The organism is Anaerobium acetethylicum, assembly GCF_900096945.1.
In the GTDB taxonomy this organism is placed as follows: Bacteria; Bacillota; Clostridia; order Lachnospirales; family Lachnospiraceae; genus Anaerobium; species Anaerobium acetethylicum.
This window is the reverse complement of record NZ_FMKA01000001.1, coordinates 191618-205869: the sequence shown is the minus strand read 5'-3', so window position 1 is coordinate 205869 and position 14252 is coordinate 191618. Positions and strand designations below refer to the sequence as shown.

At 44.0% G+C, this 14252-nt stretch carries 14 protein-coding genes; 3 read left to right on the top strand and 11 right to left on the bottom strand.

Translation table 11 applies throughout. The features are described from left to right. Complete coding sequence (gene dhaK / locus BJR36_RS00890) at nucleotides 1-999, bottom strand: dihydroxyacetone kinase subunit DhaK (RefSeq protein ID WP_091228791.1); 999 nt, start codon at nucleotides 997-999, stop codon at nucleotides 1-3. An 88-nt stretch (nucleotides 1000-1087) separates the two neighbouring features. Beyond that, entirely contained in the window at nucleotides 1088-1393 is a 306-nt protein-coding gene (locus tag BJR36_RS00885) for a DUF898 family protein (RefSeq protein WP_091228788.1), read from the bottom strand. 273 nt (nucleotides 1394-1666) lie between these two features. Between BJR36_RS00885 and BJR36_RS00880 the strand changes: the two genes are divergently transcribed. Beyond that, nucleotides 1667-1963, top strand: a complete 297-nt coding sequence (locus BJR36_RS00880; protein WP_091228785.1) for a phasin family protein — start codon at nucleotides 1667-1669, stop codon at nucleotides 1961-1963. A gap of 9 nt (nucleotides 1964-1972) precedes the next feature. Beyond that, nucleotides 1973-3559, top strand: coding sequence for an ABC1 kinase family protein (locus BJR36_RS00875; protein ID WP_091228782.1), 1587 nt, complete (start codon nucleotides 1973-1975; stop codon nucleotides 3557-3559). Nucleotides 3560-3691: 132 nt separating this feature from the next. Here BJR36_RS00875 and BJR36_RS00870 read toward each other — a convergent pair whose 3' ends face one another. Both BJR36_RS00870 and BJR36_RS00865 read right to left on the bottom strand, forming a co-directional pair. Then, nucleotides 3692-4021 (bottom strand): rubredoxin-like domain-containing protein, encoded by a 330-nt coding sequence (locus BJR36_RS00870; RefSeq protein WP_091228779.1) that lies wholly within the window; start codon nucleotides 4019-4021, stop codon nucleotides 3692-3694. A gap of 295 nt (nucleotides 4022-4316) precedes the next feature. After that, complete coding sequence (locus BJR36_RS00865; protein WP_091228777.1) at nucleotides 4317-6320, bottom strand: fructose-1,6-bisphosphatase; 2004 nt, start codon at nucleotides 6318-6320, stop codon at nucleotides 4317-4319. A gap of 218 nt (nucleotides 6321-6538) precedes the next feature. Here BJR36_RS00865 and BJR36_RS00860 point away from each other — a divergent pair, with 218 nt between their 5' ends. Continuing rightward, nucleotides 6539-6868, top strand: coding sequence for a Rieske (2Fe-2S) protein (locus BJR36_RS00860; RefSeq protein WP_169823552.1), 330 nt, complete (start codon nucleotides 6539-6541; stop codon nucleotides 6866-6868). A gap of 90 nt (nucleotides 6869-6958) precedes the next feature. Here BJR36_RS00860 and BJR36_RS00855 read toward each other — a convergent pair whose 3' ends face one another. The 7 genes from BJR36_RS00855 to BJR36_RS00825 all read right to left on the bottom strand — a co-directional run bounded on the left by BJR36_RS00855 (nucleotide 6959) and on the right by BJR36_RS00825 (nucleotide 14171). Next, nucleotides 6959-7804: an HAD family hydrolase gene (locus tag BJR36_RS00855; RefSeq protein ID WP_091228772.1), complete on the bottom strand. Its 846-nt coding sequence runs from the start codon at nucleotides 7802-7804 to the stop codon at nucleotides 6959-6961. Between the two features lie 19 nt (nucleotides 7805-7823). Further along, nucleotides 7824-9584, bottom strand: a complete 1761-nt coding sequence (locus BJR36_RS00850; protein WP_091228770.1) for a glycoside hydrolase family 3 protein — start codon at nucleotides 9582-9584, stop codon at nucleotides 7824-7826. A 194-nt stretch (nucleotides 9585-9778) separates the two neighbouring features. Further along, nucleotides 9779-10165 (bottom strand): diacylglycerol kinase family protein, encoded by a 387-nt coding sequence (locus BJR36_RS00845; RefSeq protein ID WP_091228767.1) that lies wholly within the window; start codon nucleotides 10163-10165, stop codon nucleotides 9779-9781. Nucleotides 10166-10222: 57 nt separating this feature from the next. Next, complete coding sequence (locus BJR36_RS00840) at nucleotides 10223-11164, bottom strand: tRNA dihydrouridine synthase (RefSeq protein WP_091228764.1); 942 nt, start codon at nucleotides 11162-11164, stop codon at nucleotides 10223-10225. Nucleotides 11165-11428: 264 nt separating this feature from the next. Beyond that, nucleotides 11429-11632: a cold-shock protein gene (locus BJR36_RS00835; RefSeq protein ID WP_091228763.1), complete on the bottom strand. Its 204-nt coding sequence runs from the start codon at nucleotides 11630-11632 to the stop codon at nucleotides 11429-11431. Between the two features lie 312 nt (nucleotides 11633-11944). Next, on the bottom strand, nucleotides 11945-12148 hold the full coding sequence (locus BJR36_RS00830; protein ID WP_091228760.1) for a dodecin family protein: 204 nt from the start codon (nucleotides 12146-12148) through the stop codon (nucleotides 11945-11947). A 154-nt stretch (nucleotides 12149-12302) separates the two neighbouring features. Then, a complete protein-coding gene (locus BJR36_RS00825) occupies nucleotides 12303-14171 on the bottom strand; it encodes a heavy metal translocating P-type ATPase (protein ID WP_091228757.1) in 1869 nt (622 codons plus the stop codon). Nucleotides 14172-14252: the final 81 nt, after the last annotated feature.

Genomic DNA, 14252 nt, shown 5'->3' with positions numbered 1-14252 from the left:
CTATATCACCTTAAAGGCAGGCGTATCTGCTTCCGCATCCAGGAGCAGCTTCAGTTCATCATCCAGTTTCAGTATACTGACTGAGCAGCCAGCCATCTCCAGGGAAGTCATGAATTCGCCTACAAAAGTCTTATAGATTTTGATCTCATTCTGTTTCAGAATATCATGTACCCTTCTATTGATGATATAGAGCTCCATAAGGGGAGTTGCGGCAAGGCCGTTAATCATGACGGCAACTTCATCTCCTGCATGCAGGGACATGTCCTCTAAAATTTTATCCATCAGCTGAGCTGCAAGTTCATCGGCAGTCCTTATTTTCTCCCTATGGGTCCCAGGTTCACCGTGTATGCCCATGCCGATTTCCATTTCGCTCTCCAGCAGTGTAAAATTCGGTTTGCCGGCAGCAGGAATAATGCAGGGACTCAGAGCCATCCCCATGCTTCTGACATTGCTGATGACTTTCAATGCGGTTGCCTTTATTTCCTTGATGCCTGCCCCTGTTTCGGCTTTTGCCCCTGCTATCTTGTGTACAAAAACGGTTCCTGCTATTCCCCGCCTTCCGGCAGTATAGGTGCTGTTCTCTACGGCCACGTCGTCGTTTACTATGACATAATCCACGTTGATGCCTTCCATTTCGGCTATGTCCCTTGCCATTTCAAAATTCATGACATCGCCTGTATAGTTCTTGACAATGAGAAGAACGCCTGCGCCTCCATTAACCGCTTTTATAGCCTCAAGAATCGGATCAGGCGTCGGTGAAGTAAATACGTTGCCGCACACAGCTGCATCCAGCATCCCTTTCCCCACATAGCCGCCATGTGCAGGCTCGTGGCCACTGCCTCCTCCGCTGACGAGGGCTACTTTTCCTATCACTGGAGCATTCTTCCTTGCAAGAACGTTAAAACCCTCGAGTTTTCGTATATATTCCGGATGTGCCGCAACCATGCCTTCGAGCATTTCGTCGACTACCCGTTCCGGGTTATTGATGAATTTTTTCATAGCCATTCCTCCAATCCTTCCCATAAGTTATGCGGTTCTTGAGCGCTACAGCATATTCTTAAACAGCCGTATAAAGACGAATGAATTGCTATCTGGCAAACTCAGTATGCTTTACTTTCCATTTCTCAAGGGTAATCTCCAGCCAGAATCCATAGATTCCACAAGTGATGATTGTCAGCAAAAGCCATTTGATCCAACTTCCAAAAAGCTGGATTGCAGTGCCTGTGAATACAAGCCGTCTTCCTTCAATCACTGTATGGTTGATTCTCCAGCCGTATACCATGCAAAGTGCCCATGGATAGCATATTCCAAGCGTACATAAGGTGATGAGCCCTCCAAGAAGCTTCCAGCCGATCAGTTGCAGAAGTCCGCCGTCAAAGTAAGAGTCGTTCATTTTACCCCCTCCTCTCTTACAGATTGAAATATAAAATTGCTTCAAATCAAAACAACAATGAAGAGCAATCTGTTATAGTATATTATACTATACAAAGAGAAAAATGTATAATAATAGCACGTCAAATATATCTTTTAAAGCTAGTTGTATGTCAATTTGCTTAAATGTGGTATAATTAGGGAGTAAACAAACAGCCAGAAGGCTGCCTTGCGCTTCAGGCATGTTAGCCGGCAGACCTTCTAAAGCATACGGATTTAGAAAGAGGTGCGTTTTATGGATATTTCATTCAAAAAAATTGTACTTGCGGGAATCGGTTCAATGGCATATTCATTCGAAAAAAGCTCGGAACTGATCGACAGCCTGATCAAAAAAGGGGAACTTACTGTAGAACAGGGAAAAGAACTGAATGAAGAGCTGAAACGAAAAAAAGTACATGAACAAGAAACGGAGAATGCATCCGGTGGCATTACGCCTGACGATTTGAAAAAGATGCTCCTGGACCTGAATCTTGCAACAAGAGATGATATCAGAAACCTCGAGGAACGAATCAAAAATATTGAAGACAGATGATGTGAGATTATGGAAAAACACACTGAAAAGGAACGGATGCATGAAATCGTCTCTGTATTTCTGAACCACGGCATACTGAGGGGATTTAAAAGCAAAAATATGCCGGTCAGCCTGAGGGAATCTTTTGATGAGCTTGGATCGACCTTTGTTAAAATCGGCCAGATGCTGTCCATGCGCTCGGACCTGCTTCCTCAGGCTTACATTGCTGAATTCCAGAAGTTCCAGGATAATGCAAGACCTGAAACGTTTGAAGCTGTTAAGGCTGTAATAGAAGCAGATTTGAGAAGACCTGTGTCCGATATCTTTTCGTGCCTCGACCCAGTACCTATTGCAAGCGCCTCAATAGCTCAGGTACATGCAGCCTGCCTGAGGGATGGACGCAAGGTTGTGGTCAAGGTCCTGCGTCCCAGAGTCAGGGAAACTATGATGAACGATCTGAGAATCCTCAAACGGCTCTCCAGATATGTCCGGTATACGCCTCAGAACAAGATCATGAACTTTGAGGAGATACTTGGAGAATTGGAGGCCTCAGCGGCAAAGGAGCTGGATTTTCTGTATGAGGCTGACAATATCAGGGAGTTTTCAAAGAATAATAGTGACGTCAGGTTTATAACCTGCCCCTCGGTATATACGGAATACACGACACATAACGTACTGGTCATGGACTTTATAGACGGGATAAAAATATCTGACACTGATAAGCTGGTGAACGAAGGTTACGATATTGATGAGATATGCCGGAAGCTGGCCTTTAATTACTTCAAACAGATTTTTGAAGACGGTTTTTTTCACGCGGATCCTCATCCAGGAAACGTTATGATCAACAAAAACCAGATAGCCTATATCGATTTCGGAATGATGGGTACTTTAAGCGGTCAATTAAAGGAACGGTTCAATTTACTGCTATATGGGCTCATAGCCGGAGATGCGGATGACATGGCACAGGCCGTCTTCAAAATCGCCATAAAAAAAGGTCCCATCGATATGCAGTCTTTCCGTTCCGAAATAGAATCCATCTATACAAAATATATCGATACCTCGCTTTCAGAGCTCGACCTTGGCCAGCTTATAGGCGATCTGCTTGAAATTTGCAGGAACAACCAGCTTTCAATGCCAAAGGAGATCACGATGCTCCTCAAGGGCATGCTGACGATAGAAGGCGTTCTTGAGAAGCTCTCTCCCGGCATCAGGATTATGGATATGCTGATGCCGTACGTAAAAGGCAGGATATTCAAAACCATAGATCCAAAAAAAGAAATAGCGGAAAATCTGCTGTCTCTGTATCTGCTGTCCAAGTCAGGGCCGGAAATCATAAAAGAAACAGGCCGTCTTCTCAAGAATGCTTCTTCCGGTAAGTTTAAAATCCAGATGGAGCATACAAATCTGGAAGGTCCTGCAGACCGGCTCAACCATATGGTGAACAGGGTCGTATTCAGCATTATCATTGCTGCTGTTATCATAGGCTCCTCCATGATTGTAAGTACTGAGACCGGCCCCCAGTTCTATGGAATTTCTGCAATAGCAGTGGTCGGCTATGTCGGTGCACTGTTAATGGGATTATGGCTCATCATACTGATCATAAAATCAGGAATGTAAAAATCAGGACATTATCCGTCTGGATAATGTCCTGATTGGTTGTCTCCTACAGAGAACATATTATTCCTGAACGATTCAGTATTGTATCCCTGATCGAGCCATCTGCACAGCTGCAGTATATTTTCATATAACCTACCATTTTCCTCTGCTTACATGGCCGGCAATTTCGGCTTTGCTTCTCTGTTTCATCACCCATGCTTCGTCATGGGCCTTCTGGAATACGCTGAAACATGGAGGATCAAGGTTGATTTCCATGCCCTCTTTTGCCAAATCCTTGATTTCCATAGCCAGTTTTATGATTTCCATATGGATATCATTGGTACGGTCTGATGTATAAATTTTCTGAGCTTCTTCATCAGACAGGGCTGTGAATTTTTCTTTTGGTGCACCGCATTTCGGGCATACTTCGGGAGCATCATCTCCCTCATGAATAAATCCGCAAACTGAACATTTCCATAACATAATTTCCGTCTCCTTTCTTCTACCTGCTGCATTGCTGATCTCGTCCAATGCAATTTCAATACTCGGTTACCTGCTGCTTTTGAAAAAATTCAGTAACGTTCAGCCGTATAGACTGACCAGTTACCAATTTATACTCATCAACATGTAGCATGCGTCACAGTGGCGGCTTTATCTCAAGCTCTTTATTTATATCCGTCACCTTATATTCGCATATGACATGTGAGTATCCGCTCATTTGACTATATTCTACCACAGCTTTCAGTTATTTTAAACAAAATTATATGAATATTCAGAACTAATAGCGCTGCTCTTTAATAAATCCAAGCCTGTAGGCATCCAAAAGATTCTCCAGATCCCTTATCTGGATGATCAGTTCGTCTCCTATGTCCGTGTCGCGCACCCTCTTACGATCAACTTCCTGCTCCAGTACCATTGAAGTCGAATGAATGTCTATTTCCTCCTCGATTGCCTTCTGAGTCGATTCAAAAGGATCATGGGCTGCCAGCAAAAGGCCGTAGGAATTGTAGATAAGGGTATAACCGGCGATTCCGGTGGTGCTCTGGTAAGCTTTGGAAAAACCGCCATCGATAACCAGAAGCTTGCCGTTTGCCTTTATCGGGCTTTCTCCCTTTTTCAGTTTGACCGGCACATGTCCGTTGATTATATGAGAAACTTCCGGATCAAGGTCAAATTCCTCAAATATCATTTTAGTCAGAGTTTCGGTATCTTCAAGGTTGAAGTAAGGATTTTTCTTTTCGACATGCGTTTCTTTTTCGCTGACAAAGTAACGTTCAAAGGTAGTCATCCTGTCCTTTCCAAAAAGGGGCGAATCCGTACCATTCCACAAATACCAGGTCAGGTCCATTCCATAAAGCTGCGCTTCGGGATTATTCTTGTAGAAGTACCCTTCGCGGACCAGAATCTCAAGTCTGTCGAAAAATGCCTTTCCGCTGTAGGATTTTCCGGACGAGCCTATTCTGACTTTTTTAAAGCTGCCGTCTTCATTGAGAGGGATGCAGCCATGATACATCAGATTCGAATTCGACTTCAGATACATGCTGCCCTTAGCGAAAAGAAACCTGACATGCCTCTGGAGCTTTTCGCTTTTCAGGAATGACGACTTGAGCTTCTCAATCAGTTTTCTTTCCTCGGCGGTCAGGACATATGGATCTGCAGGATCTATGGTAGGTAAATGGCAGTCCCTGAGTTTATAAGTCTTACCCTCCAGGCTGATCGTTCCCTTTTCATAATCTATTTTTTCCAATACAAGCCTGTCCTCCATACTGAAATATGGACGTCTCTTGATGATCTCACCCTCAAGCTTGAACTGTATGATGGAAATGGCCTTGTGCATCTTCGCTATAAGCTTCAGGTCATTTTCGTAATGGACCCTGTCACTTTCGATCTTGGGTTTGAATTCAGTACAGTTATCATCTCTGTAGAATTCCAGGGCGAATGTTGCCAGAGGCAGCAGATTGATCCCGTATCCATCCTCAATGGTTGCCAGATTGACATACCGGGCACATATCCTGATGACGGTCGCTATACAGGCCTCGCTACCTGCAGCGGCGCCCATCCATAGGACGTCATGGTTGCCCCATTGGATATCAACTGCATGATAGTCCATGAGGGTATCCATTACGATATCCGCTCCCGGTCCCCTGTCGAATATATCGCCTACTATATGGAGCCTGTCGATTACCAGCCTCTGTATCAGTTTTGACATTGCGATGATAAACTCGTCCGCCCTGCCGATCTTAATGATGGTTGCTATGATCTCATTGTAATATTCCTTCTTGTCTGACTCTCTCGGGCCCTGATGCATAAGCTCGTCCAATATATAGGCAAAGTCCTCCGGCATTGCCTTTCTGACCTTCATGCGCGTGTATTTGAAGGCCGTCTTCCGGCAGACCTCTACAAGCCGGTATATTGTCACGGCATACCATTCCTCTATATCGTCTTCCGTGCTATGAATAATGTCCAGCTTCTGTTCCGGATAATAGATGAGGGTTGCCAGGCTCTTTATTTCCTTTTCCCTTAGCGAATCACCGAAAATCTCTTCGATTTTCCGTTTTATACTGCCGGATCCGTTTTTCAGCACATGATTGAATGACTCATATTCCCCATGAATATCGGAAAGGAAATGTTCCGTACCTTTTGGCAGGTTCAATATTGCCTTCAGGTTTACGATTTCCGTACATGCAGCAGCAATTGTCGGATATTGCCTGGAAAGAAGCTGTGCATGCTTCATTTCATTGCTGGTAAAATTGCGAATCGCATCGTCATTGTTATAAGTCATAAATGTTTCTCCCCTTTTTCATTCTGAATGCATTATACCAAAAATTGAGCCGACACGCCATACAATACGCCTAGTTTTATTTCTTATCACTTTCTTACGGTATTATTTACTAACAAATCCTGCTATGGTATGATGAATGCAAAGCAATCATTGATAGTTATTCAGCCGGAAACCAGTCAACCAGATCAATCATCTGAAAACATGGGAGGAATATGGTTATGGAATATGTAAAAGCTGCCAGGACAGCTGACTTTTCAGCAGTCAGTAAGATCAGGATAACTTTAAAGGGCAACGATATACTGTTGGCAAAATTCGAAGGCGACTATTATGCAATCGCCAATAAATGCCCTCATATGGGAGGTTCCCTTTATGATGGAAGGCTGGAAGGCAGCAATATAGTCTGCCCCAGGCACGGCTCTGTATTTGATATCAAGACGGGAAAAACTGTCGGAAAAGGCAAACTCCTGTTTGTGAAATTCAGCGCCCATTCAGTCATGAGCTATCCTGTCAAAACAGAGGGCGAGGATATATTGATCGGAATCGAATAGCCAATTCTAAAAAGGCCCTGTTCCTTATCATATCAAGGATTCAGGGCTTTTTTGCAAGCGCTGGCAGCCATATTGCAGGCGAGGCTGCTTTTATGCCTGCAGATTATCTAAAAATTTTTTTATGAAAGCATCTTCATAAGCGCCTTTGTAAGTCCCTGAAGTAAAATGGCTTAAAGCCTCTTCCTTCAGTCTATCCCAGGAATTTTTCTCATGGCTTACAAGAATCGGATAATAGAGCACTCCGTTCTTTCTGGCTGCGTCATAATCTCCTGGCGCATCGCCCACCATCAGTACATGATCCTTTTCATAGCCGGTTTTTAAAAGTTCAGCAATACAGTATGCTTTCGTGCCGACATCCTGGGAAAGTACGATGTCTGTGTGTTCCAGCAGGCCATGCTGTTTCCATTCATCCAGAATAGCCTGAAGATTTGCGGAAGAAACGATTGCCACATCCGCAGCTTCATGTGCGGCTTTCAGGCCTTCCAGGGCACCTGGGAAGGGCAGCTTTTCAGATTCGTCAAGCTGTGCAATCTTTTCGTTCAGGACGATTGACCATTCCAGGGCATTTTTAAGACAGATGCCATCCCTGCTTCCGATTTTCTCTTTCAGGCTGGCGTTTGAAAGTTCAGATGTGCTTTCTACCCATTTTCTGTATTCTTCCAGACCATCAATGGGCTGCATACGCTCATTGACCTCTTCAAGCATCAGCAGCAATCCTTTGAACCGGTTGATTCCCCTTGTCATGGTATACAGATTTATGTCGTTCCACCTCTTAAGTATTTCATCCCTGAAGGCATCAAGGCTCCATACATCTACCAGGCATGGCCCGAAGCATTTCTTGTGTTTAATGTCCATCGTATCCATTGCACACCCGTCAGAATCCACACAGATCAAAAAGGGTTTTGTTTTTTTGAAACCAGACAGCAATTCACTCATCGAAAAAGTTCCTCCTCAATTAATACTGGGTGTCAAGCAGACCGCAGTATGCATCAACCGGGCTTACGCCTGTAAATTCAGAACGGCCCATCATTTTTTCAACTAAGGCCTTCAATGTCATCTCCTTGTTATCGTAGCAATTGATGTATGTCTGCACCTGCGGCACATCCGCCAGATGGAACGGGCACTGTAGCGACACAAAGATAGTAGGCACTTCATTTACGTAGAACGGGATGTCCGGCGTACCTTTTGCAGGCGGCCACTGGACACGCTGATCCACGCTTGCGGATACACTTGCCACGTTTATGACAAGATCATAGTTATCCGTCAATTCGGAAATCGGGCGTTTCTGGGCATAGATGTTCCTGAGCGCGTCTGTCTGTTCTTCTTTCGGCATTTTGAAAATTTTATCTATTAAAGGTTCCCATATCTCAACAGTAAATCCTTCCTTTTCCAGCATGGTTTTTAACAGATCAACTGTTCTTTCATTGCCGCCAAGCATTCTGCCAAAGCCTCCTTCGAACCCTTTTACTTCTACCAGGAGTACCCTTTTCTCCCTGTCAGCGGAAATAGGGAAGATGTTTGCCTTGTTTTTTACCAGGGTGATTGCTTTATCAGCAACTTCTAAAGCAATTGCTTTGTTTTCCGGCAGACCGATTTTGGCCATAGATTCTTCTTTCGCCGGCAGTATCTCCGTCTTTGCCTTTTTGTGAAGGTTCAGGGAAGCCTTTATGCCTAATGTGCGTGTTAAGGCCTCCGTAAGGCGTTCTTCCGTAATCACGCCGTTATGATAGCCTTCCATCATCCACTGGAAATCTTCATCAGGGTCATTGAAAAATAAGAACAGGTCAACGCCTGCAGCAATAGAGGCCGGAAGCATATCTTTACGTTTCATCGCAGATGTCAGCGCAACCATATGGCTGGCATCGGATACGACCAGACCGTTAAAGCCCATTTTACCGCGTAATAAGTCAGTCAATATATATTTGTTTAATGTTGCAGGCATAACCAGTTCTTCAACAGTCGCTTCCGGATGGAAGTGACGCACATAGCCCGGAAGCGAAATATGCCCTGCCATGATGGATGGAAGCCCTGCTTCAAATAAGCCGCCGTATACCTTGCCGAAGGTGCTGTCCCATTCGTCCGTCGAGAGGGAATTCACGCTGAACGACAGATGCTGGTCGCGTTCGTCGATGCCATCGCCAGGGAAGTGTTTCGCTGCAGGAACAATTATTCCGCTTTCCTGGATGCCTTTCATGTAGGCCAGAGACAATTCCAGAGTCTTTTCAACATCACCGGACCAGGTACGTGTCGAAATGATCGGATTGCGCCAGTTCCTGTTGATGTCTACGATTGGCGCAAAACTCCAGTTGCATCCGATTCCGGAAGCCTCAACACCGGAAACACGTCCCAGTTCATATGCGTATTTCACATCGTTCGCAGCGGCAACCTTTACCTCGTGGCCGATGTACGTTCCGTCGGTGCAGGCGCCATTTCCGCCTGATTCGGTATTGGCAGCGATCAGAAGCGGAATTTTACTGTTTTCCTGAAGGATTTTGTTCTGGTCATATACTTCTGAAGCTGTGCCCGGATTATATCGAACGCCTGCAATGTGATAGGTTTCTACTACATGCTTCAAATAATCCTCGTCACGGCTTGACCCCATATTGACGAACAGCTGTCCTATTTTTTCTTCTAGTGTCATGCCGGCAATCGTTTCCTGAACCCATTTTACGCCTTCATCGTCAAGATTATAAGGCATCGCTTTTAAATTCACCATATACAATACTCCCTTTTCTTTCAGTCTTGATTAGCGGCATGTCTGTAAACTATGCCGTCTGTTTTCCTGAAATTATTATACGAAACATCACAAATACCGGCAATAACGATTTCGGGGAAAACATGACGATTTTTGGGTGGATTTTAATTTTGGCTGCTAAAGTACAAAATAATGCCACGTTTATGTATGAATCATCAGATCAGGGCCATGATTTTGGGAACGAATATTATGAATCCGGCAACTGCGGCTGCTATGGCGGAAACAAGGACGGATCCTGCTGCAATATCCTTCACCCGTCTTGCTTTTTCATGCTGATAGGGCATAATGATATCGACCACCAGTTCGATTGCCGTGTTCATCAGTTCTCCGGCAATGACCATTCCGAACAGGATGATGCAGGCGATCCACTCTCCCATGGTGATCTTCAGCAGGAATCCTGCTATTATGACGAGGATCATGATCATGATATGTATCTTCATATTTCTTTCTGATCGGACGGCAGAGGCAATTCCGTCAAACCCATATTTAAAGCTTTTCAAGGTCTTTTCACTGTCTCTTCTGATTTTCTTGTGAAAACTCATAGTCGTGATTCTCCTTATATGTCTGAATGCCGGTTAAAGGGTATATTTGCAAACCGCTCAAACTGAAAGGATTTCCCTTTCTCTGAACAGGCTTGAAACTGCTGCCTCATAATCATACAGCCGCTCTGCTTTTTTGATTTTTTTTGCATGCTTTGCGCTATCAGCAAAAAGCGGAATCATATAGAACCATAATTCTTTCATTTTAAACAGGACATTCCTGTCTCCGAAGAGTATTTTCTGATAATCTTCATAAATTCTGTCATGGAATTCTTTCAGCAATGCCTTTTCGAGTTGCCGGCCACCTGTGATTTCCGGTATCAATCCTGGATTCGCAAGCAATCCCCTGCCAAGCATCAGGGTGCCCACATCCGGAAAATCCTCAGTAAACTTCCTGTAGTCTTCAACCGAAAAAATATCACCGTTATAGCAGACAGGATTTTTGCTCAGGCTCAGTGCATCCCTGAAAATCTCCAGATTTGGCGTGTTTTTATAAAAATCCTTCTGGATCCTGGGGTGGATGATAAGCTCTTCCATGGGATATTTGTTGAATATTTCAATCAGTTCATAAAACTCATCATGCTGGTCTTTCCCCAATCTGGTCTTTATGGAAATTTTCGTGATCGAATGTGTGAAGATTTCATCCAAAAAAGCATCCAGTTCAGCTTTTTTAGCAAGGAATCCGGATCCCTTGTTTTTCGACACCACAGTTCCCGAAGGACAACCCAGATTCAGATTGATTTCGTTATAACCCAGTGTTTTTATTTTTTTAGAAGCATTGATGAAATCCGTTGCATTATTGGTCAGCAGCTGGGGAACCAGAATAAGCCCCTGGTTGTTTTCGGGCAAAATATCATTCCAGTCGCGGCTTTTAAATGTATAGTTCTGAGTTGCGGCAATAAACGGTGAAAAGTATTTATCGATCTGATTGAAAAAATCGTGGTAGGCATTTCTATAGATGTATCCTGTCAGGCCTTCCATGGGTGCGAAATAAAAATTCATTATTATAATTGCTCCTTTAGTTTAAATAATAGTAGAAATTCTTTGTGGCTGTTCAGGAAATCGCCGCATTGCCGGTTCTTTTCCTTCGTTTAAGAATTATACCACATATTTTCATGCATTGACTAACTCATCAGCTTCTATATCAATTATATCAGAGGATATATTTTTTCAACACAAAAAAAGCCGGTATAAAACCGGCTTTTTAGGGATGGACTGAGTCAAAGCGGATATTCACAATCCGCTAAAGCGACCTGCCTGATAAGGTTAAATTGCTAAAACGTTTGTAGCCTGTAAGCCACGAGCGCCATTTGTAATATCAAAACTAACGTTCTGTCCGTCTTCAAGGCTCTTGAAGCCTTCAGTCGCGATTCCTGAAAAATGAACGAATAAATCTTCTCCATTTTCGCTGTTTGTGATAAATCCAAATCCTTTTTGTGAGTTAAACCACTTTACTGTACCTTTATTCATGAAAGATACCTCCTAATATAATTTTTTATACTTTACACTGAAAATAAAAAATCACATATTTTTGTAAGTCATTAAATAGATTAATGATTTACAAAAATATGTGAATCAAAACTAACACCTAAAATACTTCTTAATAATACCACTGGTGAAACGATATGTCAATATGTTTTTAAAGAAATCGCCAATCGCTCATTCGGATTCAGTTTTTTGCAGGTTTGACTGCTCGTGCCACTAATCAAAGAAGGGTTCCCCTTCTATTTTCAGGAGAACCCTTCTTTGATCAGGAAATTTCATCCTGCATTATATGATTTCTTAGTCTTTTACTACGAATGTGATTTTAACGTTTGCGCGATATTTTGTTATTTTGCCGTCTTCCACAAGTGCCTGCAGGTTTTCAATGTTAACAGTTTTGATATTATCAATAGTTTTTGCCGCCTCTGCTACAGTATCTTTTGTAGCGGCCTCCCAGCTTTCAGTGGATTCTCCGATAAGTTCGATTACTTTTACAACTGACATATTACTGACCCCTTTCTCAACTGATAGGTTGCGCCGACAGCCCGAATCAGGGAATCAAAATAAATACTGCGCCCCGATTGTTCCAGTGCCTGCATGTATCTAATTACACACAAAGTATATACCTAATCTGAACGCCTTTCAATCTTTTCCTGAACTAATCGAATTTCCTGTCATATAGCAGCGCGGCAATCAGCACAACAACGATCGATCCTGCATTATGGACCAATGCACCTGTTGTAGGGGTCAGCCATCCCATAAATGACATTAAAATAGCCACAAAATTAATTAACAGAGATAAAAAGAGACTGAATTTTATGGTACTTACAGTCGCATTGGAAAGCCGTTTCAGATAAGGAATTTTTGAAATATCATCACTCATAAGGGCAATATCCGCGGCTTCCACAGCAATATCGCTTCCCATGGCTCCCATCGCTACCCCTACAGATGCCGTTTTGAGGGCGGGTGCGTCATTCACGCCGTCACCGATCATACAAACAGCCTTGCCTTCCTGCTGCAGCTGCAGAATGTTCTGCACCTTTTCCTCAGGCAATAATTCTGCCTTCACATCGGTAATGCCTGCCTGTTCTGCAAAATAAGCAGCCGTCCTATGGTTGTCCCCAGTGAGCAATACTGTCTGCGTACCCATCTCATGCAGTTCAGCTACCATCTCAACAGCCGCAGGGCGCAATACATCAGAAAGACCAATGACACCCACACAAAGCCCGTCTGCAGCTGCCAGAACCGAAGCTTTACCTTGATTGCGCAAAAGATTCAGAGTATCAATAGCCTGCTGCGGGATGCCAATGCCATTCTCTTTCAGGTAGTTTTCATTGCCGCAGAACAGATCCCGTCCAGAGACGTTGGCGTAGATTCCTTTGCCGGCCTCCATTCTGAATCCTTCAGCATCTTTCAAAACAAGCTTTTTTTCTATGGCGTGTGCGACGATTGCCTTTCCTAAAGGGTGTTCGCTGCGGGATTCTGCCGAAGCAGCCAAAGCAAGAAGCTCGTTTTCATCAGGTTCTCCAAGGAAAGTGATAATGTCGCTGACCTCAGGTCTTCCAAATGTAAGGGTTCCGGTCTTATCAAAAACGATGGTATCCACTTTGCCCATCTTTTCGAGGGCTTCGCCGGATTTGATGATGATCCCATGTTTGGCAGCCTGTCCGATAGCCGCCATGATTGCGGTAGGAGTAGCCAACACCAGTGCACAGGGGCAAAATACCACCAGCACCGTGACACCGCGGATGATGTCCTGCGTAAATACATATGCTGCAATGGCAATCAGCAATGCCGCCGGCACAAGCCAGGTCGCCCATTTATCTGCGATACGCTGTATTGGCGCCTGTTTGTTTTCAGCATCCTGAACCATACGAATCAACTTCTGCAATGAGCTGTCCTCGCCGACTTCCGTTGCTTCCATGTCGATTGCTCCAAACCGGTTGATGGTCCCACAGTAAACGCTGTCACCTGCTTCCTTGTCCACAGGCAGCGATTCTCCGGTGATGACAGCCTGATCGACAGATGAATTTCCAATGGTGATTCTCCCATCAACGGGAATGGTTTCGCCGGGAAGAACGCGAAGCATATATCCCGCTTTGATTTCCTCTGCCCTTATCATTTCTTCTTTTCCGTTCATGATTCTGCGTCCTTGCTGCGGCGCAAGGCTGATCAGTTTCTTAAGCCCCTTTTTGGATCGTTCAGCTGTTTTCTCCTCCAGAATCGCCCCAGTTGCCATAATAAATGCAACTTCGCCGGCTGCAAAAATATCTCCGATGGCAATGGCTGCAATCATGGCTATGGAAATCAAGAGTGCCGACGAGATCTTGCTCATACCCTTGTTGTTGATGATTCTCCATATTGCCAGATATAGAAGCGGAATTCCTGAGATGATGACCGAAATCCACGCTGGGTCGACGGGAACTTCTAGTTTCATCATCATAAGAATGAGGCTCACAGCCAGAAATACGCCGCCAACGATTGTCATTGGTACTCCGGCTAAAAATTCATTTAGTCTTTTCGTCATTTTGAAACCTCCTGTTGCATCGCTGATTAAAGAATAGTATAATTTACATTTACCGAACATATTGTTCATTATCATTATATA

What these genes read in the sequence shown, in the direction of transcription:
- dhaK (WP_091228791.1), bottom strand. Translation starts at nt 999, where the DNA reads ATGAAAAAATTCATCAATAACCCGGAACGGGTAGTCGACGAAATGCTC.
- BJR36_RS00885 (WP_091228788.1), bottom strand. Translation starts at nt 1,393, where the DNA reads ATGAACGACTCTTACTTTGACGGCGGACTTCTGCAACTGATCGGCTGG.
- BJR36_RS00880 (WP_091228785.1), top strand. Translation starts at nt 1,667, where the DNA reads ATGGATATTTCATTCAAAAAAATTGTACTTGCGGGAATCGGTTCAATG.
- BJR36_RS00875 (WP_091228782.1), top strand. Translation starts at nt 1,973, where the DNA reads ATGGAAAAACACACTGAAAAGGAACGGATGCATGAAATCGTCTCTGTA.
- BJR36_RS00870 (WP_091228779.1), bottom strand. Translation starts at nt 4,021, where the DNA reads ATGTTATGGAAATGTTCAGTTTGCGGATTTATTCATGAGGGAGATGAT.
- BJR36_RS00865 (WP_091228777.1), bottom strand. Translation starts at nt 6,320, where the DNA reads ATGACTTATAACAATGACGATGCGATTCGCAATTTTACCAGCAATGAA.
- BJR36_RS00860 (WP_169823552.1), top strand. Translation starts at nt 6,539, where the DNA reads ATGGAATATGTAAAAGCTGCCAGGACAGCTGACTTTTCAGCAGTCAGT.
- BJR36_RS00855 (WP_091228772.1), bottom strand. Translation starts at nt 7,804, where the DNA reads ATGAGTGAATTGCTGTCTGGTTTCAAAAAAACAAAACCCTTTTTGATC.
- BJR36_RS00850 (WP_091228770.1), bottom strand. Translation starts at nt 9,584, where the DNA reads ATGGTGAATTTAAAAGCGATGCCTTATAATCTTGACGATGAAGGCGTA.
- BJR36_RS00845 (WP_091228767.1), bottom strand. Translation starts at nt 10,165, where the DNA reads ATGAGTTTTCACAAGAAAATCAGAAGAGACAGTGAAAAGACCTTGAAA.
- BJR36_RS00840 (WP_091228764.1), bottom strand. Translation starts at nt 11,164, where the DNA reads ATGAATTTTTATTTCGCACCCATGGAAGGCCTGACAGGATACATCTAT.
- BJR36_RS00835 (WP_091228763.1), bottom strand. Translation starts at nt 11,632, where the DNA reads ATGAATAAAGGTACAGTAAAGTGGTTTAACTCACAAAAAGGATTTGGA.
- BJR36_RS00830 (WP_091228760.1), bottom strand. Translation starts at nt 12,148, where the DNA reads ATGTCAGTTGTAAAAGTAATCGAACTTATCGGAGAATCCACTGAAAGC.
- BJR36_RS00825 (WP_091228757.1), bottom strand. Translation starts at nt 14,171, where the DNA reads ATGACGAAAAGACTAAATGAATTTTTAGCCGGAGTACCAATGACAATC.